This is a genomic window from Bacillus sp. FAU20, from assembly GCF_056033865.1.
In genome coordinates this window covers 910,147-930,185 of sequence record NZ_JBVYHY010000003.1, presented here as the reverse complement: position 1 = coordinate 930,185, position 20,039 = coordinate 910,147, and the positions used below count along the sequence as shown (strand labels likewise).

Here is a 20,039-nt window from a genome sequence, read left to right as displayed (position 1 = left end):
TTTCTAAAAACTGTAATATGTAAGGAACATAGTAAAATTCCGTATTAAATATAGTCTATGTAAAAAAGCCCGCACTAATGTGCGAGCTTTTTATACTTATCGTTTTCCTTTTTCATAAGGAGTTCCTAATGCTTTCGGAGCTTCAGAACGACCTACAAAACCAACGAGTGCTAATATTGTGAATACATACGGTAATATTGTTAATAAAACACTCGGAATTTGATCTAATACAGGAATTGTTCCACCTGTTACACTTAATGATTGTGCAAAACCAAAGAATAGCGCTGCACCTAATGCACCTAGTGGATTCCACTTTCCAAAAATCATAGCAGCTAATGCTAAGAAACCTTGTCCTGTAATAGTTGCCCCTGAGAAGTTATTAGAAATTGACATCGCAAAAATTGCTCCACCAATTCCAGCAAACACCCCTGATATACAAACGCCAATATAGCGCATTTTATATACGTTAATCCCCATCGTATCCGCTGCCATTGGATGCTCACCAACCGCACGAAGACGAAGACCGAACGGTGTTTTATAAATAACATACCAAACAACGAATGCTAAAATAATGGCAATATACGACGTTATTGGTACGTTAGAGAAGAATATTTTCCCTAAAACCGGAATATCTGAAAGGCCTGGAATATCAATCTTTTCAATACGGTACTGAATAAAGTCAGTCTGTCCTTTATCAAAAATCTTCTTAATTGCAAATACCGTTAATCCAAGAGATAAGAAGTTAATTGCTACACCACTTACAACTTGATCTGCTCGGAATGTAATAGAAGCTACCGCATGAAGTAATGCAAACAAACCACTACCAATTGCCGCAAATAATAACGCAATCCACGGAGTCATCGTGCCCCAAGTATCACCCATTAATAAGTTTGTAACAACTCCAATAAATGCACCAAATAGCATTAGTCCTTCTAATCCGATATTTACAACACCTGATCGTTCACTAAATACACCACCTAGTGCTGTGAAAATGATAGGTGCCGATGTATATAACGTACCCGTCACAAGAATGGCTAATATATCTAAAAAGCTCATTTATTTCCCCTCCTTGCTCATGCGTGTAAGCGCCCATCTTAACACATAACTACATGCAACAAAGAAGATGATACATGCAATAATTACATTAATAAGCTCTGACGGTACATCTGCCTCAAAGTTCATTTGAGGGGAAGCACTTTTCAAACCACCAAACAATAAAGCTGAAAGGATTATACCAAACGGATTGTTCCCTCCAAGTAATGCTACGGCAATCCCATCAAACCCTACTCCTGTAAACGAAGACATCGCTGTCATACTCTGGAATGTCCCTAATCCTTCCATCGCCCCACCAATCCCCGCAAATGCACCAGCAATTGTCATGGAGAATACTACATTACGAGAAACTTTCATACCTGCATATTGAGAGGCATGCTGATTAAATCCTACCGACTTTAATTCGTAACCTAAAGTTGTTCGATCTAATAAGAACCACATTAAAATAGCGATTAAAATTGCTACAATAATTCCCCAGTGTAGACGTGAACCATCAGTAATAGAAGCAAGCCAGTCTGAAGATAGTGACGCACTCTCTTTAATGTCATACGTTTTATCATTACCCTCGTGTAAGAAACGCTTAATAATGTCATATGTTACGTATAAAGCAATATAGTTCATCATAATTGTTACAATAACTTCATTAACTTGAAATTTCCCCTTTAAATATCCAGGGATGAAACCCCAAATTCCACCTACTAATGCTGCAAATAAAATTGATAACGGCATGTGAAGAACAGCTGGTAGCGAAACTGCATAACCGAACCAAACTGCTGCAAGCCAACCAACTAACAATTGACCCTCTACCCCGATATTAAATAAGCCTGTACGAAATGCAAACGCCACCGATAAGCCAGCAAGAATAAGCGGTATCATTGTACGGAGAGTTTCACCAATCGCACTTGCGCTGCCGAACATTCCTGTCCAAAGTGCACTATAACCAACAATTGGATCATAGCCACTAACTAGCATTACAATCGCTCCTACAAGTAAGCCGAAAATAACGGATAGTACTGGGACTAAAATATTTATCGTTCGTTCTGTTAAAAGCTTTTTAGCCATTTGTACCCACCTGCTCCTTCTTTGTTCCTCCAGCCATTAACAATCCAAGCTGTTGTTCATTCGTTTCTTTCGCATCAACTATTGCTACAATTTCCCCTTCATAAATAACAGCAATTCGATCGCTAACATTTAAGATTTCATCTAACTCTAATGATAAAAGTAATACACCTTTTCCTTTATCCCTTTGCTCTATTAATCTCTTATGAATAAATTCAATTGCTCCTACATCTAAACCACGTGTTGGCTGTGCCGCAATTAATAAATCTGGATCTCGGTCTACTTCACGTGCAATAATTGCTTTTTGTTGATTCCCCCCAGATAGAGCGCGTGCTAACGTTTGCTCACTAGGTGTACGTACATCAAACTGTTCAATAAGAGCCTTTGCTTTTTCTGTAATTTTGCTGAAATTTAAAATCCCTTTCTTTGAAAATGGATTTTTATAGTACGTTTGAAGAACTATATTATCTCTAACAGAAAAATCAAGTACGAGTCCGTGTTTATGACGATCTTCTGGAATATGACCAATTCCTTCTTCTGTTATTCTTCTAACAGGCCAATTTGTTATTTCTTTTCCTTTAATTGCAATAGAACCTGACTCAACTTTTCGTAAACCAGTAATTGCTTCTATTAATTCACTTTGTCCGTTTCCATCAATCCCTGCAATCCCAACAATTTCCCCCGCACGAACAGTTAAGTCAAGGCCTTTTACAGCAGGTAGTTGACGTGCATCGTGAACAACAAGGTTTGCAATTGAAAGTACCTCTTCTTTTGGCTTCGCGTCTATTTTTTCTGTTTTAAAATTCACTTGACGTCCGACCATTAATTCTGCAAGTTTATTTTCATCCGTATTTGCAACGTCAACCGTTCCAATCCCTTTTCCTTTACGAATAATCGTACAACGATCGCAAACTTCCATAATTTCTTTCAACTTATGTGTAATAAGAACAATAGATTTTCCTTCTTGTACAAGCTTTTTCATAATTTGAATTAGCTCATGAATTTCTTGTGGTGTTAACACGGCTGTCGGTTCATCAAATATTAAAATTTCTGCACCGCGGTAAAGAGTTTTCAAAATCTCAACACGCTGTTGCATACCCACTGAAATATCCTGTATTTTCGCATATGGATTTACAGCTAAACCGTATTGTTCAGACAATTTTTGAATTTCTTTAGCAGCTTCCTCAACAGCAATTTTCCCTTTTTTCTTCGGTTCATTTCCGAGAATAATATTCTCTGTAACTGTAAAATTATGAACAAGCATAAAGTGTTGATGGACCATTCCAATACCAAGGTCATTTGCTATATTCGGATTTGTGATTTTTACAGGTTTACCTTTAATTTTAATTTCACCCTGCTCTGGTTGGTACAAACCAAATAGTACATTCATCAATGTGGATTTCCCTGCACCATTTTCTCCAAGTAAAGCATGTATTTCTCCTTGCTTTACTTGCAGCGTAATATCATCATTCGCTACAATGCCTGGGAATACTTTCGTAATGTTATTCATCTCAATTACGTATTCCATTTCGTTCCTCCTTTTAACAGGGAACATTCCCTATTACACTATTAACTTATTAAGCGATTTGGAATTTTTATACATACAAAGGTTAGTTCTATGAACTAACCTTTGCTATTTCTCTATTTATTTTTTTAGAGAAGCTTCATATTCTTTATACTCTTTATCTGTAGCCGGTACTTTAATTTCACCATCTGTAATTTTCTTTTCAAACTCTTCTACTTTTGTTAAAATTTCAGGGTTAACCTTTTTCACGTTATCAGTTGTTTTTGAAATACCAATACCGTCATCTTTTAAACCAAACGCTTCAATTTTTCCACCTTTTAATTTTCCATCTTTTGCTTCTTTAGCTACTTTTTCTACAGCTACATCCACACGTTTAATCATTGAAGTTAATGTTACATTTTCAGGCATACCTTCTTGATGTTGGTCACGGTCAACACCGATTACCCAAACATTTTCACCTTTTTTCTTACGGTTTTTCGCTTCAGTGAACACACCGTTACCTGTACCACCAGCAGCATGATAAATTACATCTACACCTTGACCATACATTGCTGATGCAAGAACTGTACCTTTTTCAGGTTTATCAAATGCTTCCGCATATTCAGATACGATTTCAATGTTTGGATTTACTGCCTTTGCACCAGCTTTAAATCCATTTTCGAATTTACTAATTAAATCACTTTTCATTCCACCAACAAATCCTACTTTATTCGATTTTGTTGACATAGCTGCTACCGCACCTACAAGGAATGATCCTTCATGATCTTTAAATGTAATACTTGTTACGTTCGGTGCATCTACAACAGTATCAACGATTGCGAATTGTTGTTTTGGAGATTCTTTTGCAACTTCTTTAATTGCACCTTCTAATTTATAACCGATTCCGAAAGATAAATCATACTTATCTTTTGAAAATTTCTTTAAGTTTGGAATATAATCTGCTTCTTTTTCAGACTGTAGGTAACGATAATTTGTCTTTTCCTTTAATCCATTATCTTTACCAAACTTTTTCAAACCTTCCCAAGAAGATTGGTTGAATGATTTATCATCAACGCCCCCAACATCCGTTACCATACCAACTTTGAAGTCTTTATCTTCTTTCTTATCACTGCTCGCCTTATCCGAGTTACCACATGCACCTAACACCGTACTTGCTGCTAATGTTAATGATAATAAAAGACCTGTTTTTTTCTTCATACTAGAAACCCCTCCTGAAATGATTTGTCTATTTTTTATACGCTGCTGTTCCTTACTTCTTGCTGTCACCTCCCTAAAAAGGAATTTACCTACATACGCTTTCTTAATACGTGGAAGCTAAATTTATCAGCTCTAAAGTAATTGATAGAATATAAGATTGGCTCATCATTTTGATCGTAGTGCATTTGTTTTAATACAAGCAGCGCTGTTTCAGGCTCACATTCTAAAATCGGTGAGATTTTAGGGTGATAGCCAATTGGCTCAATGTGAGCAACCGCATATGTTATGCGCTTATGCGTGTTATTATGTATCACCGTTAATAATGATTCCTCATTGTAACCCGATAAATCTGGCAATATTTCTTTTGCAAGTTTATCGATACAATACACAACAGGTTCCCCATCTGCTGTACGCACGCGTTCAATCATCACTGCATTAAAACCATCTTCACTATTAAACTTCTCTTTTTCCTCTTCTGTTAAAGTTGTAGTAGATGATGATAAAAAGATTGTTCCTGGTGTTTTCCCCACACTAGAAATCATATCTGTAATACTAGAAAGTTGTTCTATTCCAGAAGAAAATAATGGCTTTGCATTTACAAATGTCCCTACACCATGTCTACGAATGACAACATTTTCTTCTTCTAAAATACGCAATGCTTCCCTTAAAGTCGCTCTACTTACGCCAAGTTCTTTCGCTAAATCAAACTCTGATGGTAACTTTTGTCGTTCTTTATAAGCCCCATCTTTAATTTTTTCTTTGATGTGATCAATCACCCGTAGATATAGGTGACGACTATCGGATTTTACTGACATAAGACTCCCCCGCATTTCAATTATTCGACCTCTGATGTAAGACTTCTTTTCTCTTTTTTCAACTTACAACATAGTACAAATGACTAAACACCAAAATAAGCGTAATTGTCGAATAAATAATAATAATTTTTTTAAATAAAATTTTCACTCTTTATTGCATAAAAAAAACTTTGCACCATAAACATTCCTCATTTCGAGAAAAAGTTCGGCACAAAGATCCTTTACATCCTTTGTTACACACTTTTCCCCTCATAGTCTAGCAATTCATGGTTGCCAGGTAGAAACTTATGGACCTTATCTCCAAGATTATATGAGGCAGTGATTCTTTTCGAAGTAATCTTACCACTTGCTCTCATACGTGTCAACAAAATCTAACATTTTTCTGCATTAAATATCGAACATTTACACAAAACATAATCAAAGTATTCGTATTCTAAAGAACACCTCTAAATGTAAGCCCTTTCTTTATTGCTGAGTATAGTATATAACAAAAACACTATATAAAAAAGCCTAATTGTAAAAACAATTAGGCTTTTTTTAAGAACTTTTTTCTTGTACATCATTAATGAGCACTTCTCTCGGTTTACTACCTTCATACGGACCTACTACACCATTCATTTCCATTGCATCAATTAGGCGAGCAGCTCGCGTATAACCTACTCTAAACCTACGTTGTAACATAGAAACAGATGCTGTTTGCATTTCCACTACAAGTTGAACCGCTTCATCATATAATTCATCTTCTACTTCCTGCTTCGTATCAGGAACATCTTGCGGAATCATATCTTCTTGATATTGTGCTTTTTGCTGTCCAATAACATATTCTACAACTCTCTCAACTTCATCATCTGATAAAAATGCGCCTTGTACACGTACAGGTTTCGATGCACCAATTGGTATAAACAGCATGTCTCCACGACCTAGTAGCTTCTCTGCGCCACCACCGTCAAGAATTGTACGAGAATCTGTTTGAGAAGATACAGCGAATGCAATACGTGATGGAATATTTGCTTTAATAACACCCGTAATAACGTCAACTGACGGACGTTGCGTTGCAATAATTAAATGAATACCAGCAGCACGAGCCATTTGCGCTAGACGCATAATCGCATCCTCTACATCAGACGAAGCAACCATCATTAAATCTGCTAACTCGTCCACAATTACTACAATATAAGGTAATTCGGGTTGTTTCGCTTCTGATTGACTATTATGCTCTTTTATATAATCGTTGTATCCTTCAATGTTACGTGTACCACTATGAGCAAACAATTCATAACGACGTTCCATCTCACTCACAACTTTTTTCAATGCTTGCGATGCTTTTTTCGGATCAGTTACAACTGGCGTTAATAAATGAGGCACACCGTTATATACATTTAATTCTACCATTTTCGGGTCAATCATCATTAATTTTACTTCATGCGGTTTTGCACGCATTAAAATACTAACAATAATACCGTTAATACATACACTTTTCCCGCTACCTGTCGCACCAGCTACGAGTAAATGAGGCATTTTATTTAGACGGGCTAATACAGCTTCACCTGTAATATCTCGGCCAAGACCAATTAACAACTTCTCTTCCGGATGATTATTAGCCTTAGAATCAAGAACTTCCCTCAGCGTTACCATCGAAACTTCTGAGTTCGGAACTTCGATCCCTACAGCTGATTTCCCGGGAATTGGCGCTTCAATACGAATGTCCTTTGCAGCTAAAGCAAGGGCTAAATCATCACTTAAACTGACAATTTTGCTTACCTTTACCCCCATATCAGGATACACTTCATATTTTGTAACTGCCGGACCTCTATGTACTTTTGTTACTTTCGCTTTCACTCCGAAACTTTGGAATGTACGCTCTAATTTACGAGCATTCTCATAAATTTCCGCATTTTCATTTGTAACTTGCTTATTCTTTGGGAATTTTAATATATCAAGTGAAGGAAGCTTGTAATCTTTATTTTCTACATTTGAAAATTGCATAGGAGGTGCTTGTGCTTCACTCTCTAACGATTCAACAATTTTTTCTCCACGCTTTTTCTTTGGTTCTTCAATTGGCGGAGTCTCTTCAATAAACGGTGAAGTGATCAAATCTTCTTGCTCTACTTCGATTCGTTTATCCTCTTCTTCATTTACAGGATAATTCTCAGTGAAATTCGAAATAATCGGAGGATCAATTGAGATTTCTTCCATCGGCTCAATAATTTCTTCTTGTTCTGCAGCACGTTTGCTTCTTGTGCTTCTTGTTGTTTTTTTCTTTTCTGTTTGTTCAGCCGTTCTTTTAGCTCTCCAATCTTTATAATCCCCTTGCATCACTTGAAACTGACTTCTAAGAATTCTACCAACTGGAGCTAACACTTCTCCAATATGCTTATTTGTTATACAAAGTATACCGAGAATAACTAGAATAATACCAATGATATAAGCTCCTACTTCGTCAAATAAGAAGTAACATGTTGCGAACATAAGCGCACCAAACATACCACCACCTAAATGAACACTATCTGGCCCCTTTTTCATTTCAAGAAAGAAGTTATCTTTCGTACTCACAATAACAGAAGTATTTTGCACTGCTCCATCTTTTGTAAGAAGGTTAAATAATGTAATATGACTAAACATTAATATCGCCAATACAATTAAATAAAATCCAATTAATCGTTTATTTAAAAGGTTCGGCCATCCGCGTTTTATAACAAAGGAAACCGATAAAGCTATTACACCTAACACACCAATTATGTACCACTCACCAAAGAAGAAGCGAAAAAATAACACAAACGATTTCCCTACAACGCCTAGCTGTAAAATCGTAATGATTGAAAGTGCAAAAAGAGTTAAACCGACAATTTCATAATACAAAGTTGGCTTTATCGTACGTCTTGCCTTTGACTTCGTCCCTCTTTGCTTTTGTTTTGCCATTTCTTCACCTCGTGTTCTACATATAAGTAAAGCTCCCCTCAAAATGCTCTATTTATATGTCTGTTTTCTCTATTTTTCAGGTCTTTATATCTTCTATTTTTACACTTCTTGTAAAATGCTAAATAAACAGAAGAAAGCAGCCTACTCATGGCTGCTCAACCGTCTTGTTTTTTATATTATACCATAGCTTCTAAACAAAATCCTTCTTTTTGCTAAAAGGTTATTTTCTGACCGGGCTCAAACTCTAAATAATGAAGTGGGTCCGTACTTAGCACACGTACAATAGAATAAAATCCATGTTCCTCTTCAGAAACCATTAATTCCACACCATTTATATTTACGACTTTTTGACTTTCACATTGTGAATAATCGGCCGGATACACAAGTTGCTCTGGCATAATTGTATATAAAATCATTGTAGCATTGTCCCTTCTGTACTATCTTCCGCGCGAACATCTATTAATTCGTTTAATTTTCGAATAGCATTTCCAATACCGCCTACATCATCTATAAGACCGTACTTTACTGCATCCCCACCAATTACATTCGTCCCAATATCTCGCGTTAAATTTCCTTTCGCAAACATAAGCTCTTTAAAACGATCTTCTGTTACTTTCGAGTGCTTCGTCACAAAACGAATGACTCTTTCTTGCATCTTATCCAAATACTCAAATGTTTGTGGCACACCTATGACAAGACCTGTTAAACGAATTGGATGAATTGTCATCGTCGCAGTTTCCGCAATAAACGAATAGTCAGTAGAAACAGCAATCGGTACACCGATGGAATGTCCCCCACCTAAAACTAGAGACACTGTTGGTTTTGAAAGTGAAGCTACCATTTCAGAAATTGCTAGCCCAGCTTCAACGTCACCTCCAACCGTATTTAATATTAAAAGCAAACCTTCAATTTTCGGATTTTGTTCAATCGCAACAATTTGCGGAATGATATGCTCGTATTTTGTTGTTTTATTTTGCGGTGGTAATTGAACATGACCTTCCACTTGTCCGATAATCGTTAAACAATGAATACGTGATTCATTCATCTGTGGTACATTTGTCTGTCCAAGCTGTTGAATTTTTTCGACTATTGAAGCCTCTTTTCCAGCTTCTTTTGGCTCAGCTTCTTTTTCTTCATTTGTATATCGATCACGTTCTGTCATTTCGCATCCCCTTTCACTCGTATATAACTATTATTTCTTAAGTTATAAATTTCATTCGATAGGGTTAAAAAGAAAAAAGATCACCCATAAGGGTGATCTTTTTTATACTTCCATAATAATCGGTAAAATCATAGGTTTTCTCTTTGTCTCTTCGTACAAAAACTGTCCTAATAATTCACGAATATTTTGTTTTAACATTGACCATTCAATTGAATATTCTTTAATTGACTGCTCAACAATCATACGTACAATCTCTGTAGATCGTTCAATTAACGCTTCTGATTCACGAACATATACGAAACCACGTGAAATGATTTCTGGACCAGAGATAATTTTCTTTTCATCTTTACCAAGCGTTACAACAACTACTAGTATTCCATCTTGAGATAACATCTTTCTATCTCGAAGAACGATATTACCAACGTCACCTACACCTAATCCATCAATTAAAACATTACCAGCTTGTACTTTACCGACTAAGTTCGCTTCATCGTCACCAAAAGCAATTACATCGCCTTTTTCTACGATAAAGATATTTTCTCTTGTAATACCTACATCTTCAGCTAAGTATGCATGTGCTTTTTGCATACGGAACTCACCGTGTACGGGTACAAAGTACTTTGGTTTCATTAAATTTAACATTAATTTTAATTCTTCTTGGCTACCGTGACCTGAAACGTGAACTTTTCTTTCACCGTAATAAACAACTTCAGCTCCCGCTCTAAATAACAAGTCGATAATTTTTGATACAGATATTTCATTACCCGGAATTGGAGAAGCCGCAATAATAACCGTGTCACCTTTACGAATTGAAATTTGTTTATGAGCTTGCTTTGCCATTCTAGATAGAGCAGCCATCGGTTCACCTTGACTACCTGTCGTTAAAATAGCTACCTTTTTCTCTGGGAAATTGTCTACTTCTTGTAGTGAAATAACCATACCTTCTGGAACATCTAAATAACCAAGACGTCTTGCGATATCTACCACTTTCACCATACTACGTCCTACAACCGCCACTTTTCGCCCTGTTTCAGCAGCTGCATCAAATACTTGTTGAATACGATGTACATTCGATGCAAATGAAGCAACAATAATACGACCTTCTGCGCCGTAGAACACTTTAGAGATTTCTACACCAACTTCTTTTTCTGAACCTGTATAACCTGGGCGCTCTGCGTTTGTACTATCAGATAATAAGCAAAGTACGCCTTCATTTCCGATTTGCGCCATTTTCCCAAGGTCTGCTCCACTATTTCCAATTGGAGTTTGATCGAATTTAAAGTCTCCCGTATATACAATCGCACCTTTTGATGTATGGAAACAAACACCAACAGAATCTGGAATACTATGTGTCGTTCCAAAGAATGACACCGTTGTAGTATTAAACTCTACTGTTGAATTTGAATCGATTGTTTTTAAGTCTACACGGCCTAACATACCCGCTTCGCCAAGTTTTTCTTGTATAAGTCCTACTGTTAATTTCGTTGCATATACTGGAATAGATAATTTACGAAGTACGTAAACAATACCACCAATATGATCTTCATGACCGTGAGTAATAAATAAACCTTTTACTCGCTCTTGGTTTTCCACTAAATATGTAATATCAGGAATAACGATATCAATTCCAAACATTTCATCTCCTGGGAACATTAACCCTGCATCTACAATAAAGATTTCAGAATCAATTTCAACACAGTACATGTTTTTCCCGATTTCACCTACTCCACCAAGAGCAAATACTTTAACAGACTCATTCTCTTTTCTCTTCATGTTGTTGCCTGGTTTAAAAATCTTTCAAACACTGATTTCACTAAAATTGCAGAGACACCAGGGGAAACTCTACAACCACCATATATTCACCGTCCAAGACGAATGTCCTTACCGTTATGCGATATCATGTCCTTGTTTATTTTTTAAACCAGGTTTCACCTCTCTTTCATTATATAAATCAAATATCTTATTCGATATGATATGAAAATGTAATCAAATTATAATTTTTACCAATTTTGCTAAGCATACCCGTACTAAGCTACTTAGCCATATTATACCTGATACAAGAAATAGAACACAAGTTAAATCGTGCGAAAGAAAGAGGAAAAGAACGGAATGACAATAAAAGTATCGAACGTATTTCCTTTATATTTACTCCGATTTTATACTCCATATTATTTTGAAGAACTAGCCATACATACGCCAAATTCATTTCATAATAGGAAGTTTCAAGATTTATTTTTCTAGAATCCAACAAAAACACTTACAAAATGGATTTTTTTTATGAATTACGTCACATTTTAGGGGATTTCTCTAAAAACAGACACCGTGGTTTATTACGTTTATTCCATAATATCTATCATTTTTTGACTCAGTTAAAGGGGTATGATTATTTTCTTATACACATAATGAAGAAGCGATTAATGTTCTTATAAAAACACATATAGGTGAGAAAAAGAGGAAAAGATTTGCATATAATAAAAAATGACCTAGTTCTACACTAGGTCATTTTTTATTAACGAGGGATAGATTGCATAACAGATTGTAACGTTACTCTTTCCTCTTCTGTTAATGGAAGAAGTGGTAAACGTACAGAACCTACATCTAATCCAACCATTTGTAACGCTGTTTTTACTGGAGTTGGACTTGGCGCCATAAATAATGAATCAGTTACTCTTACAAGTAATTGATGTAATTTTTGTGCTTTCTTAAACTCTCCTGCTTGAAATGCTGTAATCATCTCTTGCATTTCGTTTCCGATAACATGAGATGCTACCGAAACGATACCTTTCGCTCCAACTGCCATAGCTGGTAACGTTAAACCGTCATCACCGCTGTATACCGCAAAGTCGTCCGCTGTTTTTTCAATGATTTCTGTCATTGTTAACACATCGCCGCCGGCATCTTTAATAGCAACAATGTTTTCTATTTCTGATAAACGAACAACTGTATCAACGGAGATTTGTACAATAGATCGTCCCGGAACGTTATATAGCATAACCGGAAGCGGCGTGCTTTCAGCAATTGCTTTAAAATGCTGATACATCCCTTCTTGGCTCGGTTTGTTATAATACGGTGCTACTAGCATTACTGCATCCACACCAACTTCTGTTGCCTTTTTAGTTAAGTCAATAGAAGCATGCGTATTATTGCTACCTGTTCCAGCGATTACGGGCACTCTTTTATCGACAACAGATACGACATGGCGATATAACGCTACTTTCTCTTCTGAAGTTAATGTAGGAGATTCTCCTGTCGTTCCTCCTACCACGATTGCTGTTGTACCGTTATCAATTAAATAATTTACCAATTTCGTTGTCTTTGCAAAATCGATATTCCCGTTTATATCAAACGGTGTTACCATCGCGGTTGCAATTGTCCCAAAATCTATCATGGTCTCACTCCTTATTGTTCCAGTTGCTTTTCTTTTGAAAGCTCAAACGCACTATGTAATGCATTTACAGCCTCCACTAAATCAGTTTCTTTTACAAGAACCCAAATTGTTGTATGACTATCTGCCGATTGTAGGATTTGAATACCTTTTTCCGCTAGAGCTGTAACGATTTTCGCAGTAACCCCTGGGTATCCTGCCATTCCAGCTCCAACGATAGATACTTTCGCACAATGTTCTGTCACAATTGGCTCATATCCAAGGTTCTTTAATAATTTAACTGCATGACTTGATACATTATCACTCACCGTATATGCTACGCCAGTAGGTGAAATATTAATTAAATCGACGCTTATTCCTTCGTTCGCCATCTCTTTAAACACATGTTGTTGCAAATCATATGCCGTTTCTTTTGCAAGCACCTTAATTTGCGTTACGTTTGATACGTGGGCAATACCTGTAACAGGACGTTCTTCTACATCACGACCTCTCATAGCACCATCATATGCTGAAATAAGTGTACCTTCACTATCAGAATACGTAGAACGTACACGAAGTGGCACTTTTGCATGCATCGCAATTTCAACTGCACGTGGATGAACGACTTTCGCACCTTGATAAGCCATGTTACAAATCTCGTTGTACGTTACAGTTTGAAGATGACGTGCATCTTTTACAATACGAGGATCCGCAGTCATAACACCTTCTACATCAGTGAATATATCGATGTATTCAGCATGAAGTGCAACACCTAATGCTGAAGCTGAAGTATCACTACCTCCGCGCCCAAGTGTTGTCGTATCACCTTTTTTCGTTTGCCCTTGGAATCCTGTAACGACGATTACATCTACATTTTCCAACTCTTCATGTATACGATCGCAATTCATTTCAATAATCTTTGCATTCGTAAAATCATCATTCGTTACAAAACCAGCTTGTGCACCATTTAATGCTGCTGCTTTTATACCGTTCTCATTCAACATATTAGAGAAAACAATTGCAGAGATTAACTCTCCGCACGATAATAATAAATCTTGCTCACGTTTAGAAATAGTAGATTCCTCTTGATTTACAAGACTTAATAACGTATCCGTTGCATATGGTTCACCTTTACGGCCCATAGCAGATACGACAGTAACTACTTTATAACCAGCAGCTAATGATTTTTTTATATGATGAAGCGCATGCTTACGTCCATTGTCATCACGTACTGATGTGCCACCAAATTTTTGAACAATTATTTTCATATTTTGCACCTTCTCTTAGCCGTTTACACTAATTGTAATTTTACTAAGCGCTCTGCAATTTGAACAGAATTCCATGCAGCGCCTTTTAATAAGTTATCAGATACGACCCAAAGATGGAATCCTTTATCGTTATTTAAATCTTTACGGATTCTTCCAACGAATACTTCGTTTTTACCTACTGCAGTAGCTGGCATTGGATATAACTGCTCTTCTGGATTATCTTGCAGAACAATACCTTCCGCATTTGCAAGTAAGCTCTTTAATTCTGCTACTGTTACGCCTTCTTTTTCTACTTCGATGTAAACAGACTCAGAGTGTCCTGATACAACTGGTAAACGTACACATGTTGCCGCTACTTCTAATTCAGGCATATGCATAATTTTTTTCGTTTCGTTAATCATTTTCATTTCTTCAAATGTAAATCCATTATCTTGGAATTTATCAATTTGTGGAATCGCATTAAAAGCAATTGGGAAATGCTTCTTATCACCTGATACAGGAAGAACATTTGCCTTAACTTCTTCGCCATTTAAGATTGCTTGTGATTGTTCATGCAGTTCTTCAATAGCTGCCGCACCAGCACCTGATACAGCTTGATATGTGGAAACGATTACTCGTTTTAAACCATATTGCTGACGAACTGGCTCAAGAGCTACTACCATTTGAATTGTAGAACAGTTTGGATTTGCAATAATACCATTATGTTCTTTTAAGTCATTTTCATTTACTTCAGGTACAACAAGTGGCACGTTTTCTGTCATACGGAATGCACTTGTATTATCAACAACAATCGCACCGCGTTTTGCTGCTTCTGGGGCTAATTGTTTCGATACAGATCCACCAGCACTAAATAGTGCGATATCTACTCCTTCAAAGCTTTCAGGAGTTGCCTCTTGAACCGTAAATTCTTCGCCTTTAAATACAAGTTTCTTACCTGCAGATCGTTTAGATGAAAGTAACGTTAATTTCCCGATTGGAAATTCTCGTTTCTCTAAAGTATTTAACATTTGTTCACCAACTGCGCCGGTTGCTCCAACTACAGCGACATGAAAAGTTTTTTGCTTTTCCATCACTATGCCCCTTTCTAGATACCAATCCTTCTATAACTTAGAATCAGAAGGAGTATACAATACCCCTTCTAATCTTAATAACGTTAATTTTATCATATTCTACAGTAAGAATGATGGTTTCATCAAAAATTGTCCGTTTTTTTTCGTTTTTTAATTCATATATCTGAATTTTTCTACGACCACAGGTTGCAATTGCTTCCCTTGCAGCGCTTCTAATACTGTATCTTCCAGCAGCTCCATGCGAGCTACCATTGAGTTCGGTTTTTTCTCTGGTGCATCTTGGCCGAATGGGACGAAGTAGATGTTTTTCGTTGCCATTAGGCGCATGAGGTTGACGCCAACATGGTAGCGACAATATAAACATTTCTTTTTTCTTCTATTATATATTCATTTCAAATCCTGTAAATTTATTTTGTATACCATATTCTTCACAGGTACCCAAAAACGAATCAGACGGTAATTTAGTAATTAAATGGAAAAGTTCTACTTTGATATTGAGTTTACTACAGTAGAATATTTACATATATATCCTTTAATTGGTATGATTTACTTGTTCGCATAAAAGGGGGGAGATTTTTGAGTTTAAATATGTATTTAGGGGAAGTACATGCCCAAACACAAAGTATGAATGCTGTATGTACGGCTACCATTCAAGGTATGGAACAAGCCATTCAGTCGATTGATGCTTTTGCAACTGATACTGTGTTACAAGGGCAAACATATAGCAGTGCAAAAGCATTTTTTGTTCAAACCTTTCGTCCTTTAGCGCAAGGAATCATTTATCTGTGTGAAGAGTTAATTCGTCAGAATGATGCTTTTCCAAGTCAATTCCAATCACAAGTCGCTTCCACGGATGTCGTTGAACAAGAGTTACTAGAACAAATTCGAGAAATTGACCGAATGAAAACAAGTATAGAAGCCATCAATCAAGCTGTGCCACTCCCGGGTATGGACGCTATGGCGAATCTTTTTACTGTCATGAGGAAAAAACTGCAAGAAAAATTAGAACATCTATATGAATTTAATTATACTTCTAGTAATAATTATGATACTGCACTCCAACTAGCCGCTAGTATTGCGATGGGTTTGGCGGAAGTTCAAAGTGGAAAAGGCTTTAGTCCTGCAAGTGGTACATTTAGTACGCAAGGGTTGAATATGGAGTGGATAACTTCTATCCAAGCGATTACAGAAGAAAAAAAACGTCATTCTGAAGGAAGTAATATTATAGAAGAATCGTTGTTCGATAAATTTAAAGATACTGTTGAAAATAACGTAGAAGCGATAGATCATTTGTACGAAAAGTTTATTCGACAGATAGAAAACACTCCTATTATCGGGCAATATTATAATTACAAAAAAGGGCAGAATGAAGCGGTGTTAGATGAACTTAAAGGAATATTAAACACAATTTTACATCCAATAGATAGTGTTGAGGGTGCTGTGTATGCTCTTTCTCACATCGACGAAACATTTGCTGCTGTAGAACAAGCTATTTCTGATTCGTGGAATCAAGATGTTGTAAATGGAGATTGGAATAGCAGAGCTAAATGGTATGGAAATGTAGAGATGCAAGTTAAATTAGCAATCGCTGAATTATTCGTAGGAACAAAAGGTGTAGATAAAGTTTCAACGTTAGGCAAAACCTCAAAACTTAGTGAAAGTGTAAATTTTATACACGGCACTAAAAACGTAATAACTTTAGATAAGTATAAGCAAAGCGTTGACATGTTGAATAATATTCTAATGCCAAAAAATCAATTTGCTTATACAGGAAGAAATATTGTAGACTCTTTCTCAGATAGCAATGCTCTTAAACAAGCTAAAGAAAAACTATTTACTCATCAGTTTGCTGAAAGTACAGCTGAAGTTAATAAGGCAACAAGCGGAGCTGACTTGGATTTTAGAAAAGTAAATATTCAAACCAATGAAATTGGAGAAACTTTAGCTACTAGAAAGGAAATTCGAGCGTATAAAAAGGAATGGGGAGAATTAGGTATAAAAGTTAATATAGATAAAAAAGGAACAATTCTTCCAAACAATGTAGAAGCAGCGTTTGATTTTGTTAATGGGGATATATATTTAAAGAAAAAACCATCCGTCATAAATATGCATCATGAGGGTTTTCATGCAGAGCAGTGGTTAGATATAGGAAAAGAGCAATATATGAATCTTAGTAGGTTAGAAAGAGAAGAATATGTATTTGAACAAGTAATGAAAAATAAACATTTATTTGATAAAGCTTCTATTGACCATTCAATAGAATATATCGAAAGATTAAGATTGAAATATAAATAAAAGGAGAATTTTATATGTCTTTAGATAAGTATAAAAATATGTCTGATGAAGAGTTTAAACAATTGTCTACTGAAGAATTTCAAAATTATATAAAATTAAAGCAAGAAGATTTTTCAAGACATTATAGGAAAATAAATGAAATTACTGTAGATGTAATGTTAAAGCCTCGGGAAGCAATAGAAATTGCTAAACATTATCATAAGAAAAATAAATTAGATGGTGTAGTTAATGAAGATATCAACCAGCTTTTCTTTGATGAGGCTTATACATTTAAAATTGAGAAAGAAAATAGAAAAAACGATGATATAAGACCAGCTTGGAGAATATTAGTGGATTTACCAAAAAACCCTTTTCTTATGGAGGACTATACACTAATTGTGTCTGATAGGGATAAAAAAGTAATGGGTATGCTCGATCCAAATGGGCATCCAGTATTTAAAGGCAATGAATTTACAGATGAAGATATCGAATATATTATGAGCGATGAGGATTCTAAAGATTAATTAAGGTAATAATTTAGTGGATAGTTTTATAAATAGAATAATTGTCTTTTTAATTAGTTTTCATGCTATTTTTCTAGATTCTAAGGGCAGAGAAAGAAGAATTTAAAAGAACAAGATAATTGGAAGAAAAATTTTATATCTCTATTTTTTATATAATAATACATTTATTAACATCAACTAGGAGGAACATTCCTTGAAAGTTGTACGCTCTATATTTAAAGGCTTTCGTTTAATAGGTTTAATTATAAAGCCAGTACTTAAAGCATTATCTAAAAGTAAATTTTAAATCTCATAAAAATTAAGATCCCCTTCTGCATATGAGTGCATCAGGGGATCTTTTTCAAATTATTCTATTCGTTCTACAGACAGTACTCATAGATAAATAAGAAACGGTGTATATTTACCCTAACATTTATAAAGATGAAAATCAATATATAATTATCTACATATAGAACCAGATAATAATTTTAGTTCATAAAACTATTCTTTTGTTTTATTTTTTAATGTACTCGTACCACCAGTTTCTTTCATCCATCCAAGCTGTAATCTTATCAAGCTCGCCATTAGGTAGTACTTCCGTTTGTAAGTACGCTAAACCAGTTAATGGATCAGAGACAACCTTCCCTTTTGTTCCACGCTCATTCATAGCGTTTACGACTTCCTGAACCAATGAAATACCAAATCCACCAGATTTAACGTATTGATAGCCACCATTAGCAACAGATTGTTCAGTTTGTTCCTCTCCTGTAAACCAAGATAACGGTTTACTGCCAATCAATTGGTTCAAATCACACTTACCGATACCAGGTACATTACCTGTCTCTGTGTATTGCCAAATATCGCATGGATAAGCTGGCTTATTACCGCCATAACGAGGAATCCAAACAAAGTCAGCTTTTACATTTGCCATACCAAACGGAGCATACATATGATGACCAACGTATAAACCAACTTTCTGAGCACCTAATCGGCGTAGTTCATCAATAAATGCTTGTGTGCCCGCTCTCATATCATTCATTGTTTTTACTTCAACATCTGCAACCCAGACTGTCGCGCTCTTGTCTCCACGGTTCCAGAAGTCACGAGCTTCTATTCTTGCATCATTTTCAGAAACGAAACGACAGAATGCATAGTTACCAAAAGGAATACCATGTTGCTTCATGGCTTGTACATATCCTTTATACAATGGATCTACATAATTTGAACCATCTTGTACACGAGCGATGATGAAATCAATGTATTGCTTTGCTATAGACCAGTTAATGTCACCATTCCATTTTGAAATATCAATAATTTGTCCCATTACTTAACATCTCCTTTTCTATCTTCTTGTTTTTGTTTACCGCCTAAAATCTCAACTGCATTTGTTAAAGCTTGCGGAAGCGGAATACCCATTCGTCCGGCATTTTCTAAAAGTGAAAGTAATTCATTACCCATGAAGAAGAAAATTGTCGCTTCACGAATAGCACTATTACTTCCTAACGCTGCATCTAATTGAGCTGCCGCCCCGACCAAAAGAAAAAGCACCACCTTTTTGGCGATGCCTTTAAAACCAACTTTACTTTTTAATTCTCCGTTATACCCTGCTGCAATCATGCCAGTTAGATAATCAATAACTGCCATCGTTACTAAGATTTTCAACGTTGCATCCCATCCTCCCAAGAAATACCCACAAAAGCCACCAAATGTAGCAATAAATGCTTTCATTAATACATCAATACGATCCATCTTTCCATCTCCTTATTTATAATAAAAAAGAGAGACGCTTGTCCCTCTTTTCTCAAAAACCATTCAATTTTATTAATCAAA

16 protein-coding genes, 1 pseudogene and 1 riboswitch are annotated in these 20,039 nt (G+C 35.9%); of the genes and pseudogenes, 2 read left to right on the top strand and 15 right to left on the bottom strand.

Features of this window, described 5'->3' with window-relative positions:
- Positions 1-96: 96 nt before the first annotated feature.
- The 13 genes and pseudogenes from AC0OM3_RS05305 to spoVFB all read right to left on the bottom strand — a co-directional run.
- Positions 97-1,056, bottom strand: a complete 960-nt coding sequence (locus AC0OM3_RS05305) for an ABC transporter permease (RefSeq protein ID WP_000008857.1) — start codon at positions 1,054-1,056, stop codon at positions 97-99.
- Complete coding sequence (locus AC0OM3_RS05300; RefSeq protein ID WP_001085260.1) at positions 1,057-2,115, bottom strand: ABC transporter permease; 1,059 nt, start codon at positions 2,113-2,115, stop codon at positions 1,057-1,059. It abuts the gene before it with no gap.
- On the bottom strand, positions 2,108-3,640 hold the full coding sequence (locus AC0OM3_RS05295; protein ID WP_000456911.1) for an ABC transporter ATP-binding protein: 1,533 nt from the start codon (positions 3,638-3,640) through the stop codon (positions 2,108-2,110). Before AC0OM3_RS05295 ends, AC0OM3_RS05300 begins: the two co-directional genes overlap by 8 nt.
- Positions 3,641-3,757: 117 nt before the next feature.
- Positions 3,758-4,834, bottom strand: a complete 1,077-nt coding sequence (locus tag AC0OM3_RS05290) for a BMP family lipoprotein (RefSeq protein ID WP_000730604.1) — start codon at positions 4,832-4,834, stop codon at positions 3,758-3,760.
- Between the two features lie 89 nt (positions 4,835-4,923).
- Positions 4,924-5,649 (bottom strand): GntR family transcriptional regulator, encoded by a 726-nt coding sequence (locus tag AC0OM3_RS05285; RefSeq protein ID WP_000114182.1) that lies wholly within the window; start codon positions 5,647-5,649, stop codon positions 4,924-4,926.
- Between the two features lie 232 nt (positions 5,650-5,881).
- Positions 5,882-5,983, bottom strand: a riboswitch (purine riboswitch).
- A 203-nt stretch (positions 5,984-6,186) separates the two neighbouring features.
- Positions 6,187-8,568 (bottom strand): DNA translocase FtsK, encoded by a 2,382-nt coding sequence (locus tag AC0OM3_RS05280; RefSeq protein ID WP_151521876.1) that lies wholly within the window; start codon positions 8,566-8,568, stop codon positions 6,187-6,189.
- A 212-nt stretch (positions 8,569-8,780) separates the two neighbouring features.
- Complete coding sequence (locus tag AC0OM3_RS05275; RefSeq protein WP_000605023.1) at positions 8,781-8,984, bottom strand: YlzJ-like family protein; 204 nt, start codon at positions 8,982-8,984, stop codon at positions 8,781-8,783.
- On the bottom strand, positions 8,981-9,730 hold the full coding sequence (gene tepA, locus AC0OM3_RS05270; protein ID WP_000139806.1) for a translocation-enhancing protein TepA: 750 nt from the start codon (positions 9,728-9,730) through the stop codon (positions 8,981-8,983). Before tepA ends, AC0OM3_RS05275 begins: the two co-directional genes overlap by 4 nt.
- 102 nt (positions 9,731-9,832) lie before the next feature.
- Positions 9,833-11,503, bottom strand: coding sequence for a ribonuclease J (locus AC0OM3_RS05265; RefSeq protein ID WP_000823089.1), 1,671 nt, complete (start codon positions 11,501-11,503; stop codon positions 9,833-9,835).
- 736 nt (positions 11,504-12,239) lie between these two features.
- Positions 12,240-13,118: a 4-hydroxy-tetrahydrodipicolinate synthase gene (gene dapA / locus AC0OM3_RS05260; RefSeq protein ID WP_000564763.1), complete on the bottom strand. Its 879-nt coding sequence runs from the start codon at positions 13,116-13,118 to the stop codon at positions 12,240-12,242.
- An 11-nt stretch (positions 13,119-13,129) separates the two neighbouring features.
- Positions 13,130-14,362 carry an aspartate kinase gene (dapG, locus tag AC0OM3_RS05255; protein WP_474211156.1) on the bottom strand — a complete coding sequence of 411 codons (1,233 nt, stop codon included), beginning with the start codon at positions 14,360-14,362 and terminating at the stop codon, positions 13,130-13,132.
- A 23-nt stretch (positions 14,363-14,385) separates the two neighbouring features.
- Positions 14,386-15,432: an aspartate-semialdehyde dehydrogenase gene (gene asd, locus AC0OM3_RS05250; protein ID WP_000414846.1), complete on the bottom strand. Its 1,047-nt coding sequence runs from the start codon at positions 15,430-15,432 to the stop codon at positions 14,386-14,388.
- Between the two features lie 150 nt (positions 15,433-15,582).
- Positions 15,583-15,771, bottom strand: a pseudogene (spoVFB, locus tag AC0OM3_RS05245) (dipicolinate synthase subunit B); the annotation flags it as partial.
- Between the two features lie 237 nt (positions 15,772-16,008).
- Between spoVFB and AC0OM3_RS05240 the strand changes: the two are divergent.
- Together AC0OM3_RS05240 and AC0OM3_RS05235 are read left to right on the top strand one after the other, a co-directional pair.
- The gene (locus AC0OM3_RS05240; RefSeq protein WP_474211155.1) at positions 16,009-17,727 is read left to right on the top strand and encodes a zincin-like metallopeptidase toxin domain-containing protein; all 1,719 of its coding nucleotides are present in this window, start codon (positions 16,009-16,011) and stop codon (positions 17,725-17,727) included.
- Positions 17,728-17,741: 14 nt separating this feature from the next.
- Positions 17,742-18,230: a hypothetical protein gene (locus tag AC0OM3_RS05235; RefSeq protein WP_048558696.1), complete on the top strand. Its 489-nt coding sequence runs from the start codon at positions 17,742-17,744 to the stop codon at positions 18,228-18,230.
- Positions 18,231-18,723: 493 nt separating this feature from the next.
- Here the strand turns inward: AC0OM3_RS05235 and AC0OM3_RS05230 are convergent, their stop codons facing one another.
- Together AC0OM3_RS05230 and AC0OM3_RS05225 are read right to left on the bottom strand one after the other, a co-directional pair.
- Positions 18,724-19,533 (bottom strand): GH25 family lysozyme, encoded by an 810-nt coding sequence (locus tag AC0OM3_RS05230; RefSeq protein WP_474211154.1) that lies wholly within the window; start codon positions 19,531-19,533, stop codon positions 18,724-18,726.
- The gene (locus AC0OM3_RS05225; RefSeq protein ID WP_065703361.1) at positions 19,533-19,958 is read right to left on the bottom strand and encodes a phage holin family protein; all 426 of its coding nucleotides are present in this window, start codon (positions 19,956-19,958) and stop codon (positions 19,533-19,535) included. Before AC0OM3_RS05225 ends, AC0OM3_RS05230 begins: the two co-directional genes overlap by 1 nt.
- Positions 19,959-20,039 lie beyond the last annotated feature (81 nt).